The 19,983-nt window shown below is 57.4% G+C and carries 13 protein-coding genes; 3 read left to right on the top strand and 10 right to left on the bottom strand.

Features of this window, described 5'->3' with window-relative positions; genetic code table 11:
• The 10 genes from P8935_RS09565 to P8935_RS09520 form a co-directional block, all read right to left on the bottom strand.
• Complete coding sequence (locus tag P8935_RS09565) at nt 1–867, bottom strand: hypothetical protein (protein ID WP_348264769.1); 867 nt, start codon at nt 865–867, stop codon at nt 1–3.
• Nucleotides 864–1,817, bottom strand: coding sequence for an ABC transporter ATP-binding protein (locus P8935_RS09560; protein ID WP_348264768.1), 954 nt, complete (start codon nt 1,815–1,817; stop codon nt 864–866). The genes P8935_RS09565 and P8935_RS09560 overlap by 4 nt, the downstream gene beginning before the upstream one ends.
• Nucleotides 1,814–2,695 (bottom strand): ABC transporter permease subunit, encoded by an 882-nt coding sequence (locus P8935_RS09555; protein ID WP_348264767.1) that lies wholly within the window; start codon nt 2,693–2,695, stop codon nt 1,814–1,816. The genes P8935_RS09560 and P8935_RS09555 overlap by 4 nt, the downstream gene beginning before the upstream one ends.
• Nucleotides 2,682–3,623 carry an ABC transporter ATP-binding protein gene (locus P8935_RS09550; protein WP_348264766.1) on the bottom strand — a complete coding sequence of 314 codons (942 nt, stop codon included), beginning with the start codon at nt 3,621–3,623 and terminating at the stop codon, nt 2,682–2,684. The genes P8935_RS09555 and P8935_RS09550 overlap by 14 nt, the downstream gene beginning before the upstream one ends.
• A 22-nt stretch (nt 3,624–3,645) precedes the next feature.
• Nucleotides 3,646–6,219: a FecR domain-containing protein gene (locus P8935_RS09545; protein ID WP_348264765.1), complete on the bottom strand. Its 2,574-nt coding sequence runs from the start codon at nt 6,217–6,219 to the stop codon at nt 3,646–3,648.
• Nucleotides 6,216–6,761, bottom strand: coding sequence for an RNA polymerase sigma factor (locus P8935_RS09540; protein WP_348264764.1), 546 nt, complete (start codon nt 6,759–6,761; stop codon nt 6,216–6,218). Before P8935_RS09540 ends, P8935_RS09545 begins: the two co-directional genes overlap by 4 nt.
• Before the next feature lie 190 nt (nt 6,762–6,951).
• Nucleotides 6,952–8,667, bottom strand: a complete 1,716-nt coding sequence (locus tag P8935_RS09535) for a hypothetical protein (protein WP_348264763.1) — start codon at nt 8,665–8,667, stop codon at nt 6,952–6,954.
• Nucleotides 8,655–9,476, bottom strand: coding sequence for an ABC transporter ATP-binding protein (locus tag P8935_RS09530; RefSeq protein WP_348264762.1), 822 nt, complete (start codon nt 9,474–9,476; stop codon nt 8,655–8,657). Before P8935_RS09530 ends, P8935_RS09535 begins: the two co-directional genes overlap by 13 nt.
• Before the next feature lie 32 nt (nt 9,477–9,508).
• Nucleotides 9,509–11,059: a 4-alpha-glucanotransferase gene (malQ, locus tag P8935_RS09525; RefSeq protein ID WP_348264761.1), complete on the bottom strand. Its 1,551-nt coding sequence runs from the start codon at nt 11,057–11,059 to the stop codon at nt 9,509–9,511.
• Between the two features lie 120 nt (nt 11,060–11,179).
• Nucleotides 11,180–13,150, bottom strand: a complete 1,971-nt coding sequence (locus tag P8935_RS09520; protein WP_348264760.1) for a peptidyl-prolyl cis-trans isomerase — start codon at nt 13,148–13,150, stop codon at nt 11,180–11,182.
• 294 nt (nt 13,151–13,444) lie between these two features.
• Here P8935_RS09520 and P8935_RS09515 point away from each other — a divergent pair, with 294 nt between their 5' ends.
• The 3 genes from P8935_RS09515 (at nt 13,445) to P8935_RS09505 (ending at nt 19,777) form a co-directional block, all read left to right on the top strand.
• Nucleotides 13,445–15,886: an ABC transporter permease gene (locus tag P8935_RS09515; RefSeq protein WP_348264759.1), complete on the top strand. Its 2,442-nt coding sequence runs from the start codon at nt 13,445–13,447 to the stop codon at nt 15,884–15,886.
• Nucleotides 15,887–16,011: 125 nt separating this feature from the next.
• The gene (locus P8935_RS09510; RefSeq protein WP_348264758.1) at nt 16,012–16,776 is read left to right on the top strand and encodes a peptidylprolyl isomerase; all 765 of its coding nucleotides are present in this window, start codon (nt 16,012–16,014) and stop codon (nt 16,774–16,776) included.
• A 316-nt stretch (nt 16,777–17,092) separates the two neighbouring features.
• On the top strand, nt 17,093–19,777 hold the full coding sequence (locus P8935_RS09505) for a VWA domain-containing protein (protein WP_348264757.1): 2,685 nt from the start codon (nt 17,093–17,095) through the stop codon (nt 19,775–19,777).
• Nucleotides 19,778–19,983 lie beyond the last annotated feature (206 nt).

Below are 19,983 nucleotides of genomic sequence, written 5' to 3'. Positions count from 1 at the left end.
TTAGTCAGTCGTGTAGCGGATCTCGAGCCGGCGCATGCGATAGCACGTATAAGTGAGCACCAGCGCAATTAACGCTAAAAGTCCCAGCACCGCCACCCACGCCGCCACGGGCTCAGTCTCAACTGTAAGCAGTGCAAACACGCCCTCCGCTGGGACGCTCACTGGCATCAGGTGCCTCAGGTAAGAAGCAACGCTGAATTTCTGCAGCAGCGAAGGCATGACGGGATTAATCGCCTCCCACCCCAGCAGCAACATTGCTCCCGGCATGGGATTCCGGAACATCAGGCTCAGCAGAAGAAATAGCGAGCCATACCCGAGGCATGCAAGCACCACGATCAATAGATACGCCTCTATCTGTCCCAATCCCGGTCCTTGTAGCATGAAGTCTCGGCCCGCAGCACCATATCCCGCGTACATCAAAACAAAGTCGGCAATCACAGCCGCGCCGAACAGCACAACCGACGTCACCGCGCCCGCAAAAAACTTCGACAGCAGAATCACTTCACGACGCACCGGCGATAACAGATAGTAATGAATGCTTCGCTCGATCATCTCTCCGCGAATCAGCCGCGAGAAAACTCCCAGGCATCCGAAGAAGATTCCCAGGCGCACATAATAGAGCTGCACCACACCCGCCAGAATCACGGTGTCTTCGCTCATGTTCGATCCCGAGTGCGGATCGAAGATCAGGTGAATGAAGATGATCACGGCCGGGATAAACGCCAGGAAATAGATCCACCACGCACGCTTCGTAAAAAGATTGCGACGGATTTCAATGCGGCTCAAGCGCCGAGCCTGGACCCACCACAGCGACCACGGCTGCTGCCGCAGAATGCTAACCGCGCTTCCAACGCTCTGCTGCATCATGAGGCCACCCCGTCAGAACCAATCAGGTATTGATAGATTGCATTCGCATTGTCATCGGCCGGTGCAACCGCTTCAATCTTCACCAACCCCTCGACGGCAATCTCATTCAACAAGCGATAGAACTCATCGATATCGCCGGTCCGCAAAAACACTCCGTTTCCATCCGCATGCAGACGTGCCTCCACGCAGTGATTCACGGCAAACATCTTTGACGCCAGCAAATCCGGACGATCGCAGCGAATCAACACCTGCATCGGCTTGTCGCGCACTTCCTTCCGAACCTCGTGGATATTTCCCTGAGCGATTAAATATCCGCCCGTAATCAGCACGACGCGATCGGAGATGCGATCGACCTCATCGAGAATGTGGCTCGAAATAATGACATGCATTCCCTGCCGCCCGAGTTCCTGAAACAAGGCCAGCGACTCAGCTCGCGCCATCGGATCAAGCCCGTTCAATGGTTCATCCAGCACCAGCACCCGCGGATGATGCGCCACCGCTTGCGCCAGCCTGATCTTCTGCCGCATCCCTTTGCTATATCCGGCAATCTTCCGGTGTGCCGCTTCATCGCTCAGCTGCACGCGCTCCAGCGACTCCTGCGTAAGCTGATAAGCATCCTCCTCGGTCATGCCAAACAGCATCAAGCTGTCGAACACAAACTGGAATCCAGTCAGCCCGCGCGGAAAAGAATCGAATTGTGCGCAATACCCCACGTTGCAAAAGAACTCAGTCGCATTCGACGGCGAAAGACCCAGGACTGAGACCGTCCCACGGGACGGCTGCACCAGACCGGTCAGCAGGTTCATCAGCGTAGTCTTGCCGGATCCATTCGGCCCCACCAGCGTCGTGATACCGGGCGAAAGTGTCAGCGAGACCTTGTTCACGCCCAGCACCTCGCCGTAGAACTTCGAGACATTCTCAAAACGAATTGTGTCGTTCGTTGCATTCATCCGCGCACCACCTCTCGCGCACGAATGCGTGCATTCAGAACCGCCACGCACAACATGCAAGCGGCGATCAGGACCGAGACGATGGCGAACGTAGGCAAGTCCAAACGCGAATTCATAAAGGAAGGTGCGCCCAGCAACCGCTGCCACAGCTCAGACATCACCACCGGAATATTTAGCAGCAACCCCCACTTCGTCCGAAGAATGGCGCTGGCAATGCCCCCGACACCCGCTGGGACAAACACCACCGCAAACATGGCCCCCGTGGCGATTACCCGCCACTTTACCCACGACGACACGGCAAGCCCCACCATTGAGAGCAATAGAATCCAAATCGCAGCGCCAATGAAGAGCCCGGCACCTAACCGAAGATGGTCCATACCCCAAGGAACCGGAGAAGCGTAGCACTGGTAAACAAATAACGTCAGACATGGAATCCACGTGACGTACGACAGAAAAACGGCCAGCGCTATGAATTTGCCTAGCAGATAACCAAACCGCGAGATCGGATGACTCAGCAGAATCGGAAGCGCGTTGTCGCTCAAATCGAATGAGACAAGTCGCGGCGCAATCCATGCCGCCAGCACCAGCGCAAACCAGCACTGCGTCTCCAATACCTGCAGGAAGAAGGATTCGCCGATGCTGAACGGAGTGTTCCCGCCGCCGCCGCGCAAAATGAGCGCTCGCGCAATAGGATTATCGGCAACGTAAATAATCACCAAGTTCACCAGGCACGGCAAAAGCCCGAGCACGAAAAGCCCGACGGAAATCTTCGACGACCACGCCTCGTTCATTGCATAGCGTGCCAGCACCAGCGGACGCGACCCCAGCGCAGTCAAACGGCCTTCATAGGGCCGGTATTCATGATCAAACACTGACATGATCTACTCGCCCTCCCTCGTAATCCATTGCCCGCAGGAAAATGTCCTCAAGAGAATCGCGCCGCAACTGAATGCGCCGGATCTGTACGCCGTTCTCCGCCGCGGTCACATAAAGATCGCGAGGGCTCAGCGCATCCGGCATCACCAACTTGATCCTACCGCCGGCAAAGCTTGCGCATTCGCACCCTAGTGAACGCATCTTCTGCACAAATGCTTCGGTGTTTCCCGCCATCTCCAACTCGATAAAGTTGAGGTGCGAGCGGCGCTCTTCTTCGATATTCGATATCGCCGCAATGCGTCCCTTATTGAGGATCAGCACTTCGTCGCAGGTTTCATCGATATCGCGCAACAGGTGCGAAGAGATCAGCAGTTGCGTCCCGCCCTGCTTGCGAATCTCTTTGATGAGCTGAATCATGCGCTGCCGGGCGTTAGGATCTAACCCGTTCGTCGGCTCATCGAGAATCAGCAGCTTCGGTCCGTGCGCTAATCCCTGCGCCAGCTTGATCAGTTGCTTCATCCCCAAAGAATAAGTGCTGATCTTGCGGTAGCGCACTTCGCCCAAACCGACATAGAAGAGAGCCTCGTGCGAACGCTCCAGCGCTTCCGCTGGCGGCAACCCCGCAAGCTCTGCCATGTAGCGCACAAATCGCACGCCCGTCATATTGCCGATGAAGGAATCGTTCTCCGGCATGTAGCCGACGCTCTGGCGAATACGCATCCGGTCCGCGCGCGCATCCAGCCCGAGCACCTTGGCGGTACCGCTGGCAGGCTCATGAAATCCAAGCAGTGTATTAATGAGCGTTGATTTTCCCGCCCCGTTCGGACCGAGCAGACCGATCGCGTGACCTCGTAACTCACCAGTCAGCCCAGCAAGGACGGTGCGGCCGCCAAGCCGCACCTCCAGTCGATCAAGTTCAATCACGCCCATGGATTCTCTTACGCTCTTTGGCCTACATTTGTTCCGCGCTGACCGCGCCTTGTTTGTTGTCGGAGTGCAGCAGTCTGCCAAGTGTCAGGAAATCGAATCCAAACAAGTTGCTGTTGCTCGCCGCCTCGATCCCCGCGTCCTTGCCCCAGGCACAGATCGCCGTGGGATGCGAATCCGATGCCAGCTTCTTCAGCGCGTCAGCGGACTCGCCGCTCATGTGCGACAGCAGCGGCGTTATTACCGGCCCAAGATTCTGATACGCCACCGCCGAGTAGTTTTCATTCTGATCCACCGGCAGCAACGCCTTGAAGCTAGCTGAATGCCCGAGCGAATCGCCAGTCGAATGCGCATGCAGCGCATCCATCACCAGCGCCCTCGTCGGAGCGATGATCATGTATCCGTTCGAGTAGGTATACTCGGCGAGAACAACGCCCGTCGACGCATTATGCACCGTATGGAAAGTCTGCCCACCTGCCTGGCTCGCATCAATCGTGATGCCGTGCGCATCCTTGCCTTGCAGATGACCGTTGACAGCCTGTGCGAGCCGTTCCAGCGTCGTTTCAAAGCGCCCAGAGTCCCGCACTTCGATCACGGCCTTCCACGAAGGCGTCGGAAGCACCGGTCCATCCAGCGCGAAGAGATATTCTCCTCCCAGGTTTCCTGCAAGATCGTTGCGGATATCGATTCCAAGCTCAGACTGCGCCTTGTTGAATTCGTCCGCCCCGTTCTTGTCTGTCGACATCATGGCAATCATGTCATCGACAATTGCTGTCGGATCTTTGGAAACGCCGGCCACCGCAAGCGCAGCATTCGGCGAAACGAAATCTAGCGATCCAACAGGAGCGGGACTTCCCAGCCACGACGCGACCCGTTGCCGCGTACCCGAGAACTGCAAGTTCAAGTGATTTTGAGGCGTCCCATTCGACTCGCGATGTTCAGCGATCAAGTAGCGCACGCCAGCAATACCGGACTGCTGCAGGAACGCATCGCCCTTCTTATTGCCATGGTTTGTGGCGCCCGCAAGCATCTCTTGCAAATTGGCAGCCAGAATCACGCCGGCGCCGCGACTGTAAGCCGACTTAATCCGCTGGCCAAAGTCCGAACCCGCAAATCCACTCGACCCCGCGTTGAGCTGTGCATCGATGGTCTTTAGCGTATCGATGCTGTTCGAGAAAACAACCTCTTTCTCTCGCACCAGGGCATAGGCACCGTTTTCTGGTTTGCCCGAGGACGAGTTTTGCAGAGCGCTCTCGTCAATCACCGTCAGCGCACCATGCGAAGCGGACACGAATTGCTGCTTCAACAAATCCGAAAGACCGCTGCGCTGCACATCAGCAACCACCGCGAATCCATTGCCCTTCTGTTGCTTCAGAGCTACGATCACCATCTCGTCGCCGAGATACTGGCTCATATCATGCAGCTTATTCACCAGCTCATCAAGTTCCGCTGTCTTGTCCTGCTTGCCGCTGCTCCACCACTGCTGCAGCACCGGGCTCTGTCTCAATTGATCCTCAAAGATCGTCTTGGCCTGGCTCACAAAATCGCCGAGATTCGGAATGCTCACGTAAAGTTGCGTATCGCCAGGCATGCGATCCAGCAGGTCGCTGCCATAGCGCTGCGGAATCGGAATCTGTTCGATGCGATGCTGCAGCGTCGACAACTGCGCCAGCAACTCAATATATTGATCGCGATTCGCACTCCATGAAAACTGCTCACTCACCGGCTCCGGCGCAAGATTCTGCGTCGTCGTGAACTCATCGCCGGCGTTGACGGTCGCATGCATTCCGGCATGCGCAACATCAACCGCTCCTTGCGCTACTGCCACGCGCGATCCCTTGATCCCCGAGTTTACTGAGAACACCGTGCCCGTGACCGCAACACTGCAATCGTCCGTCTTCACATAGAGATGGCCCGACGTGCGATGCGCAGCCTTCACAATCACCGCGCCGTGATCGAGATCAAGTGTCATGTTTCGTCCGCGCGCACCCACGCTAACGGCGCTGCGTTCGTTCAACTCCACAGTGGATCCGTCAGATAGTCGCAAGACCGCATGCGATCCGCCCGATGTCCGTAACTGATCGCCTTCCTTCAACTCCGCGCCAACCGCGAGCACACGAGAACCCGAATCTGAGATCAACGAGGCCGAGCCGTCAATCGATTGCACCTCGGCGCGCACCCCCTGCGGGACCTGCCAATAGGCCTTGTACATAAACGTGCCCGCTGCCGCAAGAGCCAGCGAAGCAGCCATGGCCCAACCCATCGCCCACGGCCGTACAGCATGCGTACGCGCCGGCATCAATTTGGGCGTCGACCAGTCCACTGCGCCCGATCCCGAGTGGAACCGCCGCAGGCACACACCGCACTCACGCAGATGCGCCTTCACCAGTACTGACCGATTTTCAGAAAGCGTGCCCGCGCGATACGCGCCAAACAGCGGCTGAACATCTTCGCAGCTTTCAATGGTTGCGTCGTTCGCAAAGGCAATGCCCAGCCTGCCCGCCACTTTCTCAGCCGAAGCGGAGATCTCCCCCGCCTCAGGTTCGGCCTCGCGCATCGACTTGATTGCCTGGTCCAGCATCTCTTCCTGGTTTTTCATCGCTTCCCCCGCTCCATCTCTGTGAGCCGTTTCTTCAGCTTGGATCGCACCTGGTGCAGCGTAACCGCCACAACAGCCTGCGAAGTGTGCATCAACGCAGCAACCTCGCGATTGTCCAGATCCTCCACGTACCGCAGCGTGAACATCTCCGCCGCCCGCGGACTCAGTTCGCTCAAAGCCGTTCGCAAATACTGCACCAGCTGGCTGCTTGCAACTTCAGCCTCCGGCCGCGAGCCGAGCCCTTGCGAAGCCACGCCCAAGGCCAGTTCCAGAGGCTCGCTTGCTGCGGCCGTCCTTCGCCGCAACAGGTCGAGCGCACCGTTAATGGCCGCGCGATACAGGTAACTCGCTGCGTTGCTGACCGCGAACTCATCGCTCGTCGTCAGACGCAGAAATACTCCCTGCGCCACATCCTCCGCGTCTGCCATGCTGCCGGTAATCCGATAAGCAGCCATCAAAACGCGTCGATAATGCAGGCCAAACAGCTCAGAAAGACGCTGTCGCGATTCCACCGGTTGCATGGTTGGACTGGCGGTTGCCACGGGCTGACCTTTCTGACTGTTCATAGAGATGACGTTGGAAACAGCGGAATATTAATCCACCTGAACACAAATACGCCAAATTGCACGATGAAGTTCAGAACCGCGACAACCTACGGACAATTCAACAGGTGCGCCGCGAGATCAAGATCGATCGAAAAAGCTGTTCGGATCGGGGGCTTAAGTTACGTCCCTACTCGGCTTTGGCAAGTGTGGCGATCAGGTTTTCCCGATTGCGATTCGCCAGTGAATCCGCATTGCCGAGCACCCGCATCCACACGGCCAGCGACACCCCGGCCAGGACCAATAGAATCGGCGCTGCCAGCCACCTCTTGTCGAAATAAGAGCAGATTGCAAGAGTTGCCGCGCCGCATCCCATCACAAAAACCTGTATCAGCATGCTTACAAGCGCACTTGCCTGCGATCCGCGTTGTCTCGAAATACGACCGAGATTCACGCGATATGGCATCGTCAATGAAAGCAAATTCCCCGCTGCAAGATTGGTCGGCAGTGCGAACAACACCCACGAAGCCGTAATCGTCAGCAGGGTCAAATCCGGTTCCCCCAGACGAAGCGAAGCCAGAACCGCTGCAAGACATGCCACCAACGCGAACAACCCTCCATGCAGAACATTTTTGGCCAGCAGCACAGTCCGGATCGGCGTCGGAGAGAGAAACAACATCTGAATGCCCGTTCCTTCAGCCCCCATGTTGTTAAAAATCAACTGCGTGAATCCCAGCAGCGCATAACAAACGCACAACGGAAACGCAAACTGAAACGGCCGTCCACCCATCGCGCCGTTCCTGAATAGCGTGCTGATCACCAGCACCGTGAGAAGCGGCGCTCCCATCGCAAACAGCAAAGGCATCGACCTTGGAATGGTGCGCAGTTCCTTTTCAATCACCGCGGCAACAGGCCCCGATCCGTCCAGCAGCCACTTCGTGTCGCTCTCATTCCTCTTCCGGGCAGCAGGCGCTTCACTTAATCTCTCACCACGAAACTCCGCGCTCAAACGAATACCCAGCACCGCCCCGGTAGCGAGCATATATAGCCCCAGCACCCCGAGCGACATCAGCGATCGTTCCGACATTCCTTCTTGCGATTCCGCGGTGGCCGTTGCGGCGAGTCCAGGCGGAAGCCAGACTTCCAGCGCATGTGCGGTCTTAGCCCAGGCATTTATTCGCTTCATGATGTTCTGCTGGTTCGATTTTGCCGTTACTTTGTCTGGCTTTTGAAAATGAGTACCACTCCGAAGAGCCGGATTCAGCAGTTGCAAGCTCAGCATCATCAGTAAAAATATTGCGCTCGCCACCTCGCGTGTCCTGCGCTTCGCCAGCCATCGATCTACCCAAGCCAAGACTGTTCGCGCCAGCAGAATGTTGAATAAGGCGAAGATTGCAAGCACTGAGGTCGCTCTGAAAAACAACACAGGCCGCGCCAGGGTTACGCCCGTCAAAATTCCAATACTGCAGATTCCTCCCAGGATCGTCGGCACATCCACAAGCCCGAAGACCAGGTTCAGGAGATAGAACGATCCAAAGCCCACTGGAAACCGCAGCAACCCGTTGAGATCAAATTGCTCTTGGAATGAGGCCAGCGCAATCGGCAACACCTGCCAAACCAGAAACACCGTCCAGAACAAGGCCGGCATAAATTGCAAATGTCCACTCTTAACGATCGAATAGGCACCGCCTCCCAAACCGAAGCCCAGGGCAATTCCCATGATCGTGTAAATGATCAGACCAATTCCGCGCGCCCCAATCTCGAACGCTCCCTGTACAGAGCGCAAATTGTTCGTGACCATGCGCCAGCGCATCACGACGAGCGCCGCATACTGCCGTCGCGCCATCCGCCCAAACGGACCGCCTGAACCCGTTGCCGTAATTTCAGCTTGCGCTAGGCCAGCCATGAAAGCTCCGGTGCCTGCTCCTGCCCGCTCGCCCCGACTATCGAAAGAAAAATCTCTTCCAGGGTTAGCCGCTGCTCACTCTCGGCGCCCGGCAGCGTACTCGCCACTCCCGCGCGCAGTTCCTCCAGCGATCCGTTCGCTACCAGCCGCCCCTGATGAATAATCGCCACGTGGCTGCAAAGCCGCTCCACAATTTCCAGGACATGCGTCGTCAAAAAAATCGTTGCGCCGCGATTGATCATCCCTTGCAGCATGGTCTTCAGCATCCCTGCCGCAATCGCATCCACACCCTCAAACGGCTCATCCAGAAACAGCACGCGGGGCCCGTGAATCACCGCCGCCGCCAGCGCCAGCTTCTTCTGCATGCCATGCGAGAAATCCGTAACCAGTTTCCGTCGCTCGTCCGCAAGTTGCATAAACTCCAGCAACTCCTCGGTACGGCGATTCACCGTATCGCGCTCCAGCCCGTACATCCGGCCTACAAAACGCAGATACTCCGGCGCAGTCAGGCGCCCCAACAGCGCCATCCCTTCCGGAACCACCCCAATCTGCCGCTTCAGATCTAGCGCGTTTGCGCTGAATGGCTTTCCCAGAATCTCGATTGTGCCCGCTGTTGGCTCAAGCAGCCCCGTCAGCATCTTGATGGTGGTGGACTTGCCCGCCCCATTCGGTCCCAGAAATCCGAAGAACTGCCCGGTTGCCACCGTGAACGTCACATCCTGCACCGCGGTCAGCGCGCCAAAGCATCGCGTGAGCCCGTGGGTCTGAATCGCCGCTGTTTCCATGTGGGGTAAGGATAACAAGGTCACGCGTTCAACCGACACCGTGCCCGTCACGCGACTTAAACGACCGCTGTTATCAGATCAGTCTCCACAACCTTCAACGGATCGTTATCGCGATCGGTGATATCGACAATCGCCGCCACTCGCCCTGCCAGCTCCGCTGTCCAACTGCCTTCTGGCACGCGCCAACTCCAGTTTCCCTGTGGCACAGCTGGAGTATTCATGCGCGCTTCCGAGCCAAACTCCAGCAGGTCTTGCACCGGAACAATCGCGATCTCAGCCACGCTTCCCTCGGCTGCCCTAATCAGCGGCCAGGTCGGCCGATCATTCACGGGACCAATCAGCGCCTCCACCGCGGCCCGTGGCTCTGGACCCAGATTTGCCCACCAGCCAACCGTGGTGTCGTTGTCGTGAGTCCCGGTGTATGCAACCATTCCGGGCACGCATTGGTGCGGCAGATGCATGTGCGATCCCTTGTCTCCAAATCCAAACTGCAACACGCGCATCCCCGGCATCGTCAATTCCAGCCGCAACGCTTCAACGTCGGGTGTAATCAAGCCGAGGTCTTCCGCTACTAGCGGCAACGGCCCCAGAGCTACCTCCAACGCGCGGAATAATTCCAGCCCCGGAGCCTTCACCCACGCTCCGTTAATAGCCGTCGCCTCATCCGCTGGAATCGCCCAGTACGCCGCGAAGCCGCGGAAATGATCCAGGCGCACCATGTCGTACAAATCGCGCGAACGGCGAATCCGATCGATCCACCAGTCAAATCCGCGCGCACGCAGCACATCCCACCGATAGAGCGGATTTCCCCATCGCTGCCCCGTCGGTGAAAAATAATCCGGGGGCACCCCGGCAATGTGAATCGGCTTCAGATCAGCATCAAGCTCAAAAATGTCCGGATGCGTCCACACATCCGCCGAATCGAAGTTCACGAAAATTGCCACGTCGCCAAGTATGCGGATCGAGTGCTGCGCTGCCGCCGCCCGCAGATTGTTCCACTGCACCGCAAATGCAAACTGCAGAACCTGCTCCAGCGCCAGCATCCGACCGGAATCAGCTGCCACCTGCGCCAGCGCCTTCGGTTCGCGACGCCGGATCGTCTCCGGCCATTGCGTCCATGCGCCCGTATTGAACCGCCGCCGCAGCTCCGCGTACATCGCGTAATCCGTCAACCACCCTGACTCGGCGCTGCAAAATTCCTGGAACCGCTGCCACTGCCCCGCCAGCTCTGTTTCAAGCGGACCACGATCGAGAAAATTTCCAGCCGCCTCATATAGCAATGGAAGCTTCCGCTGCTCGACCTGCCCGAAATCCACATTGCCGCCGCGACCCATCAGGCCTGCAATCCGCTCTCCGCTGATCCATCCCCAATCCACCAGGTATTCCAGGCTGATCAGAAACGGATTTCCCGCGAAAGCCGACGATCCTGCATACGGCGAATTTCCATAACCCGTCGGACAAAGCGGCAGCACCTGCCACACATGCTGTTTCGCCGCAGCCAGAAACTCTACAAATTCATAAGCCGCAGGACCAAGGTCCCCAATCCCTCCGTAGGAGGGCAAAGAGCTGATATGCAATAAAACGCCGGACGAGCGCTGAAACTCCATGAGCCTATTATCTCCGCTGTATATATGGATGCGTGCGCAGCCCCCGCACTTCCGTCACAAACACCAAGGCCCGCTCCTAACATCAGAAGCGGGCCTTCTCCCCCCAGGGATCTCGATGAGCTATTCGCCGGCCAGTGGGCTCTGCGTCTTCGCGTTGATCCGTACCCGGTTGTTCTTCTTGTAATCGGTGATAATGCTGTTGGCAAAAATCTCGAACGCTTCCTGCCGCTTCTGTTCGAGAATCTGGTCGCGCGTCTGGTCGAGATTCTTCGCAATATCGGAGTCGCTCGGCTGCTGCTTATCCACCAGTTTCGCCACAACTCCCGTACGTCCCGCATTGATCGGCCCGGTAATCGTGCCCGGAGTCATCTGGAATAACTGCGGAGCCACCTGCCCCACCGCGCCCAGTTCCGGAACCTGCCCGGTCTGGTCTACGAGATCGCTGGTCTTCATGCTCGCGCCCACTTCTTTGGCAGCCTTGGCAAGATCATTCTCGGCCTTGGCTTTGGCCGCCAGTTCCGCGGTCTTTTGCGACATCAAGGCCGGAACCTGCTCGTTGCGATAGTCATCGGCAACATGGCTCTTCCAATCCGCAAACGCAGGCGCATGCGCTGGAATCACGCTCTTCACCTGGAACACCGCAAAGCCTTCCCCCGTAGGCGCGCTCTGTGGCGGATCGGTCGGCTTCGCCGCAAATGCACGCGAGATCAATTGCGAACCATCCGGCAACGCAGGAATCACACCCGAACCATTCACCGGTGGCGTAGTCACCACCTGCAGATGATGAGCAGCCGCTGTCTTATCCAGTCCGTTCTTGATCGCCTCCGACGTCAGCGCCTTTGCATACGCATCCTGCGCGGCAGTAGACTTCTGCCGGATAAGCGTCGCCTGAATTGTGGGCAGCACCTCGCTCAAAGACTGTGCATGCGCCGCATTCCGCTCTTCCACCTGCACGATGTGATAGCCGTACTGCGTCTTCACGATCTTCGTGTCGCCAATCTTCTGTGTGAAGATCGCATTGTCAAACTCAGGCACCATGTGGCCGCGTTGCGCAAATCCAAGTTCGCCGCCTGAATCCTTGCTGCCCGGATCGTCCGAGTTCTTCTTTGCCAGGTCGGCAAAGTTTCCACCGCTCTGGATCTGCTTCAGAATCCCCTCAGCTTTTGCCTTCGCGGCCGCGTCTGTCTTAGCATCCGCACCCTGCGCCACCTGGATCAAAATGTGCCGCGACTTGGCTTGCTCCGGAACCGAATACTCCGCCTTGTGCGCGTTGTAGTAGGCCTCGATCTCCTGCTGCGTCGGCTGCTGCACTCCGCCTGGAACATCGTTCGGCGTAAATGCGAAGTAGCTGATAGTCCGCTCTTCAGGAACAGCATTCGCGTATCGGCTTGCGTTCTTCTTGAAGAATGCCTCAAGGTCCGCGTCGCTCGGGTTGATCGACTTGCGGATGTCATCGGTAGAAATCACTGCGTATTCGAACTTGATCTTCGTTCCGTTCTTCAGATACTGATCGCGCGCTTCCTTCGGGCTCACCGTCAACCCGGCCGTCACATACGCCCGCAACCGCTGAATCGTAATGTCGTGCCGAACGCTCTCTTCAAAGTCATCCACCGACATGTCGAAGCGGCTCGCGATCATCGCGGCATACTGCTCCTGCCCGATAAACTTGCCGTTCGGAAACAGCACCTGCCCCGCCTGTCCCTCATGCAGAAACTGCTTTACGTCATCACTGTTTGCCGAAATCCCCAGCTTGGCCGCTTCCGCCAGCAAAATCTGCTGCTGCACCATCTGCTGGCCAACCTGCTGTTCAAACAGGCTGACAATCATCGGATTCGATGCATATTGCGGATTCCGCTGCTGCAGTTGCTGCCGCGCCTGCATCGAAACTTTTTCCTGGCTGATGGCTTCGCCGCTGGAGAAAAACTTGCTGTACCAGTTCGGGTACACCACGGCATACGTGCCCGCCGAAACTGCGCCCTGGCCAGTCAACCCTGGAATCAGGTAAACAACCATCGAAACCGACGCGGCGGCGATGATCACAACAAAAAGTGCCTTAACGACGCGATTGTCTTGCTGAAGAAAACGAATCATGGGTGGGTTTAAGCCTTCTACTCTCTACGCGCATGCTGTGAGAGCCTCGCCGCCTCGCCGACCAAACGCCAGCATTCCGGGGGCATATTTCTCTCAAAAAAGCGCAATTCTCGCACGTTCCAATGCCATCTCATTATAAACGACCCCGGCTCCGCCTAGCCGCATTGCCGTTTGCCCGACCACCTCATATCTCTCCAAAACCTGCTTGTCCCTATCCACTGACCAATGTTCACTTTCCACTGTTCACTCTTCCTGAAACCAAGTTACGATTCGGGATACGTCGCGAGGTCTGCCATGTCCGTCCTGCTGCAGGACATCCGTTACTCCCTCCGCATGCTCCTTAAGTCCCGCGGATTCTCGGCGATCGCCATTCTTACTCTTTCACTCGGCATCGGCGCCAACACTACGCTGTTCTCCGTCGTCAACGGCGTGCTTCTCAACCCACTTCCATATCCCCAATCCTCTCAACTCGTCGCCATCCACGAGAAAAACGCCGGGATGAATCGGTCGCCCATCAGCTACCCGAATTTTCTCGATTGGGAGCGCGCCAACCAGACCTTCTCCTCCATGGCCATCTATCGCCACGAGGACTACAACCTAACCGGCACGGCCAAACCTGAACGCATCAATGGCCTGATGGTCTCCGCAGGATTTTTCGCCACCCTCGGCCTGCAGCCCATACTTGGCCGAACCTTTAATCGCGACTACGATCATCCCGGCGCGTCGCCCGTTGTCTTGGTCAGCGCAGGTCTGTGGAACCGGCGCTTCGCAGCGTCAACAAGCGTCGTTGGCCAATCGATCGAGCTTAACGGCACCACCTACGCGATCATCGGCGTGCTCCCGCCCGGGTTCGCGTTCTACGGCATTGACCGCGACGTCTTCACTCCCATCGGTCAATGGACTGATCCGTCTTTCCTCGATCGCCGGGTGGATATGAGCGCCCACGCCGTTGGCCGACTCAAGCCGGGCGTCACCCTCGTGCAAGCCAGATCCGATATGGACGGCATCGCCCACACGCTCGCCATCAACTACCCCGAAGCTGATAAGGACGTTGGCATCTCCCTCTTCACCATGAAAGACGACATCGTCGGCGACGTGCAACCGCTGCTTCTCGTTCTTCTCGGAGCGGTCGGCTTCGTTCTGCTCATTGCGTGTGCCAATGTTGCCAGTCTGCTGCTCGCTCGCGCTACCCGCAGATCAGGCGAATTCGCCCTGCGCGCCGCTCTCGGTGCCAGCCGCGTACGCGTGATCCGACAACTTCTTACTGAAAGCATTCTTCTCTCTGCCATCGGCGGAACATTCGGATTGCTTCTCGCCCTTATCGGCACTCATACTGTCGTTACCCTCTTGCCGGCCGCTCTGCCTCGCACAACTGAAATCTCTCTCGACACGCGCGTTCTCATATTCACGTTCTCGATCTCGCTCCTGTGCGGCATCCTCTTCGGTCTTCTTCCCGCACTCAAATCCTCACGAAAGAACCTGCAACAGATGCTGCGCCAAAGCACCCAGGGTGCAGGCGGTGCACGCCATCGCCTGCAAGGCGTAATGGTTGTCGTCGAAGTTTCGATGGCGCTGGTTCTTCTCATCGGCGCCGGGCTCATGTTGCGCTCGCTCGCCGCACTGTGGCGCGTGAACCCCGGCTACATTCCCGACCATGCCATTACCTTCTCTCTGTCTTTACCCACGACCGCCAAAACCACCTCGGCTGAAACGCGCGCGCGTCTACGCCATTTCGATTCCGCCATCAGCGCTATTCCCGGCGTCGAGGCCGTCTCCGTAACCCTCGGCTCGCGTCCCATAATCCACGACTCCGAACTGCCTTTCTGGATCGACGGACAGCCTAAACCGGCCAATGATAATGACATGCCCCAGGCCATGTTCTATCTGGTCGAATCGGGATTCCATCACGCGATGGGCATCAACCTGGAGCGAGGCCGCTTTGTCTCCCCCCACGACGATGAGAATGCGCCTGTAGTCGTCGACATCGACGATGTCTTTGCGCGAACCTACTTCCCAAATCAAAATCCTGTCGGCCAGCACATCCATATCGCGGAGTTCGATGTCGAAGCCGAGATCGTCGGCGTCGTAGGGCACGTCAAACAGTGGGGACCCGGCAATGACGCGCGTTCTCCTGTCCAGGCCGAGTTCTACTACCCCTTCATGCAGCTTCCGCCCAAACTGATGGCCCTCGTCGCCAACGGCGTCGCCGTTGTTATTCGCACCCACGATGATCCATCCGCAGTCATGGTCCCGGTGCGTCGCGCCGTCTCAGAACTCGATCCGGGAGCCGTCATCTACTCCGTCCAGACCATGAACGAAGTGCTCTCCAACTCACTTGCTCCTCGCAGACTCTCCATGATTCTGCTCGCCGGGTTTGCCGTTCTCGCTCTGGCCATGTCCTGTGTCGGAATCTTCGCCGTCACATCCTACCTGGTCGGCGAACGCACCCGCGAAATTGGAGTACGTATGGCCCTCGGCGCTCAACGCGCCGACGTCCTGCGCCTCGTCGTCGGTCAGGGTACACGCACAGTCCTCCTCGGCATATTCATCGGAATCGCAGCAGCACTCATCCTCACGCGCCTCATCGGCAATCAACTCTACGGAATATCGGCGCACGATCCCTTCACCTTCGCCGGTGTAGCCATCGTGCTCACGGTCGTCGCCGTATTTGCGTGCTACATCCCTGCCCGGCGCGCCACCAGGATCGACCCCGTCGTGGCCCTGCGCTCCGAGTAACAGGAAGCGTCAGCAGCAAATATCCACCGAAGCCAGGCTTTTCCCCTAACTCGTAGCGGTGTTAATAGTTCAAGACTTGGTCCATCCCGCCACCACCAGCCCTGCGTTTCGTACAATCAGTTTTCATGAAAGCAATTGCGACAGTCATCGTCTTGTGTGCAGGCATTCTGATCCACGCCCAGGCTCCCGCTCCCAAAAGCGCTTCCGCAAAAAGTCCGGCTGCAAAACTTGGCGCATCCCACAGCACCACTGCCAGCCAGCGCCCGTCCCTGCTGAAACCGGAATCGCTCAAGCTCAAGGCCCCCTCTGTCTTCAAGGCGAAGTTCGCCACCACTGCTGGTGACTTCGTTGTCGAAGTCCATCGCGACTGGGCGCCCCTCGGCGCAGATCGCTTTTACAACCTCGTTCGCGCCGGCTACTTCACTAATGCGGCCTTTTTCCGCGTCATTCCCGGCTTCGTTGCCCAGTTCGGACTTAGCGCCAACCCCGCCATCAACAAGGTCTGGGACACCGCAAAAATAGCCGACGATCCTGTCGTGCAGAGCAACAAGCGCGGAACCATCGTCTTCGCCACCGCCGGTCCCAACACGCGCACCCGCCAATTCTTCATCAACTACGCCGACAACGCCCGTCTCGACGGCATGGGCTTCGCTCCCTTCGGCACCGTCGTCGAAGGCATGGCCGCCGTCGACAAACTGTACGCGAACTACGGAGAATCCCCCCGCCAGGATTTAATCACCGAACAAGGCGATGCCTACCTCAAGGCTCACTTCCCCGACCTCGACAAAATCAAGCTGGCAACGATTGTTCCCACCGCCCCACCGCCAGCGCACGCACCCGCAACCACCCACACGCCTGCGAAGTCGACAGCGAAGCCCGTCCAGCACTAGGAGCGAAACAACGCGGAGACAGAGAGACGTATTAATCAGAAAGTCATTCAATGTATCCGCGTAGCTACTGAATGCCGGATAGGCGGTCGACCTCCACTTGTGCTCGCCGCAATACTCTGTGGCTGCGATCCAAATCCTTGAGCAACTTCGTGACAAGTCGACCGTCTCAAACTATATCGCCGGAGCAGACGTTCCTCGCCAAGGAACCGCATTCCGGAGTCGGCCGAACGGCAGCCTCGATGAGATTAGGGGTATGCTTCTTCAATTGCAGATTTCGTTTACTCACGAGCGGTGTCTGGCGAAACGGAGTTGCGGCGTGCGGTGGATCTTGATTTCGATGTTTCTGGCCATGATGACACTTCCCTCATGGGCAGCAAAGCGAATGACTGTTGCGCAACTCGATCAAATGCTCGTGACGGCCAGAGCCGCGCACAAGTCGGATATTGAGATCGCGCGAAGGATCGGCGACGTAGACCTGTCGGAGCGACTTACCGATATAGCGCTGGGCCGCTTGAATAAGCAATTCGCGGCCAGCTCACAGCCGGCAATCGCTTTGCTCTTGTTGGCAGACAGGTCAGCTTTTCTTGATCCCCCAGCGAGCGAATTGCCGACTACGCCACCACCCGACGCGGTCGCGCAACAGCATTTACTGGAAGCGGCAAAGAGATTCGCGGTCGAGACATTGCCGCATCTGCCTAACCTGCTCGCTACGCGAACCACCTTCAGCTTCGACGACAGCCCTCAGGAAGTGACGAAAGGAGGGTACCTGCAGCGAATCGGGCTCCACTTGATTGGATCTTCGAAGGAAGAGGTTTCCGTTCGGAACGAGAAGGAGAATCCATCGACGCGCACCGAAACGACGGGTACCGGTGCCGCATCATCGCCTGCACGAGGCGGACTCATCACCTGGGGAGAGTTCGGTTCCACACTCCTGATCATTCTGAGTGATTCCGGTGAAGGAGAAATGAGATGGAGTAATTGGGAACAGACCGCTTCAGGCGTGTTGGCAGTGTTTCACTATCAGGTTCCCAAGGCAGCGTCGCACTACGAGATCGATACTCCCGTTGAAGAGATTGAACCCAACGCTGGTTCAAATCGGTGGGCTCGAGCTGGGGGTACGACGGCAATGGTCCGGACCGCTATGGTTCGCAGCAAACCAGCCTATCAAGGATCTCTATGGATCGATCCAGCTTCGGGGACAATTCTTCGCGTGACGCTGGTCGCTGATCTGAAGGGAAATTCGACCATTGAACGTGGCGCGATTCTCGTGGACTACGGCCCGGTTCCCATTGCAGACAGAACGGTGATTTGCCCGATGCGAAGTCTGGCGCTCTCCTCTGCCCCGGCCACGGTCAACGCAACTTTGAAGGGTACCGCGACTGAGTGGTTGAACGAAAATCTGTTTTCCGACTATCACATGTTTGCTTCTACTTCGCGGATCCTTGATGAGCAGTCCACTGCATCGACATTGCCGCTGACACCGTCTCCGGCGAGCGAGCTCAATGACCAGACTTGGCCTGTCGCCGGACAGGCATCGAATTCAGAAACGTCGGGTTTTACCCCAGTTCCGGAGCACGCTGCAGCCCCATCCACGAATCTGCCGTCAAATGCTCCTGCGACCACGCCGGCGGGAAAAGCGGAGAGGCCTGCAGCCAACGCGTCAGGTAAAGCGAGCGACTCACTGTCCGATCAGCGGCCCACCGCGGTACCAGCAGCTGCCGCGCTCTCTACAGCGACGAGCACAACCAGTCAACCTCAGCCTTCTTCGACGACACTCGTGTCACCGCCTTCGAAAGTCGAAACACAATATAGCGCGCCTTCGATCGAAATAAACGTCAACCGGATCCTGGTGCCCGTCGTTGTGCGCGACAAAGAGGGCCGCACCGTCTCAGACCTGAAGGAAGAGGACTTCCAGGTATTCGATGAAGGCAAGCCGCGATCAATCTCTGCATTCACCGTGGAGGAGCGTGCTCCTGCGAAAAGCGAGAGCAGGATCGCCGAGCCCAATCAGCAAGCGCCGACACAGGGTAATGCGGCGTCCCAATCGTCCGTCTTGCCAGAGCGTGTCACCGTGTTTCTCTTCGACGATATGCACCTGACCTACGATGACATGAACTACGTGCAGAAGGCCGCTTCGAATGCCTTGGATGGGACGATTCAGGGCTCGGACATCGCTGCCGTAGTCTCCATCTCTGGGAAGATCAATAGCGGCCTGACGCGTGATCGCGTGAAGCTTCAGGATGCAATTATGAGTTTGAGGCCACAGGGCATCTACCGAACCGACAAAGGCGACTGTCCAAAAATCGATTACTACCAGGCGGATCTCATCGAAAACAAGCGCGACCCTGCGGCGCTCAAAGACGTCATCGACCAGATCATGATTGTTTGCAACCCCAAAACTCCTGAAGGCCTCGCAGAGAGACTCGCTGATTCGGCTGCTATGCGTACATTGAACCTCGGCAAGCAAGATATTCTGTCTACCTACGCAACCATTAGAGAGATCGTGCGCAGAATGGCAACGCTGCCGGGACAGCGCACCCTGGTGCTGGTTTCCGATGGCCTTCTTCCCGTTGAGCAAGAGGCGCGGTTCGCAGAATCTCAAGTGATCGATTTCGCTGAGCAGTCGAACGTGATCGTCAACGCGATTGATGCGCGCGGACTATACACTGCCTCGATGACGGCCGGCGACGACACGCGGCAAAGAAATCCGACGCAAATTTCTGATTATCGTCGCGCCTCGATGAAGCTGGCCGAAGATTCTATGGGAGAACTCACCGATGGAACCGGCGGCACTTTCTTTAACAGCAACAACGACCTGAATGCAGGATTCAAGGCAATCACTAAAGCGCCAGAAGTCGTCTATATGCTCGAGCTTCCTCTAAACAGCGTGAGGGCAAACGGCCGGTACCATCGCCTGGAAGTGAAGCTCGATCGAAAAGGGATGAAAGTTCAGGCGCGACGCGGATACTTCGTGCCCAAGCCAGAGAAGCGTAAAGAATAGTTACTCAGTCGGCGCAAATGCCCGGGAAATCTACAACTGATTTGGCGAAGCTGCCCTCTGTAGCGTTCTATCTCACAGCGGGAATGCCAACGCTTCTCTAAAAGCCATGACGTCTAACAATTTCACGAAAGTCGGCATCTTCCCTCACAACGCAAAACGGGCACCCCAAACCAAGGGTGCCCGTCGTCTTACATTTTCAGCTCTTG

This window comes from Telmatobacter sp. DSM 110680, assembly GCF_039994875.1.
In the GTDB taxonomy this organism is placed as follows: domain Bacteria; phylum Acidobacteriota; class Terriglobia; order Terriglobales; family Acidobacteriaceae; genus Telmatobacter.
Note: the sequence above shows the minus strand (reverse complement) of the source record. Positions and strands in the feature narration are given on the sequence as shown.

What these genes read in the sequence shown, in the direction of transcription:
- P8935_RS09565 (WP_348264769.1), bottom strand. Translation starts at nt 867, where the DNA reads ATGATGCAGCAGAGCGTTGGAAGCGCGGTTAGCATTCTGCGGCAGCAG.
- P8935_RS09560 (WP_348264768.1), bottom strand. Translation starts at nt 1,817, where the DNA reads ATGAATGCAACGAACGACACAATTCGTTTTGAGAATGTCTCGAAGTTC.
- P8935_RS09555 (WP_348264767.1), bottom strand. Translation starts at nt 2,695, where the DNA reads ATGTCAGTGTTTGATCATGAATACCGGCCCTATGAAGGCCGTTTGACT.
- P8935_RS09550 (WP_348264766.1), bottom strand. Translation starts at nt 3,623, where the DNA reads ATGGGCGTGATTGAACTTGATCGACTGGAGGTGCGGCTTGGCGGCCGC.
- P8935_RS09545 (WP_348264765.1), bottom strand. Translation starts at nt 6,219, where the DNA reads ATGAAAAACCAGGAAGAGATGCTGGACCAGGCAATCAAGTCGATGCGC.
- P8935_RS09535 (WP_348264763.1), bottom strand. Translation starts at nt 8,667, where the DNA reads ATGGCTGGCCTAGCGCAAGCTGAAATTACGGCAACGGGTTCAGGCGGT.
- malQ (WP_348264761.1), bottom strand. Translation starts at nt 11,059, where the DNA reads ATGGAGTTTCAGCGCTCGTCCGGCGTTTTATTGCATATCAGCTCTTTG.
- P8935_RS09520 (WP_348264760.1), bottom strand. Translation starts at nt 13,150, where the DNA reads ATGATTCGTTTTCTTCAGCAAGACAATCGCGTCGTTAAGGCACTTTTT.
- P8935_RS09515 (WP_348264759.1), top strand. Translation starts at nt 13,445, where the DNA reads ATGTCCGTCCTGCTGCAGGACATCCGTTACTCCCTCCGCATGCTCCTT.
- P8935_RS09510 (WP_348264758.1), top strand. Translation starts at nt 16,012, where the DNA reads ATGAAAGCAATTGCGACAGTCATCGTCTTGTGTGCAGGCATTCTGATC.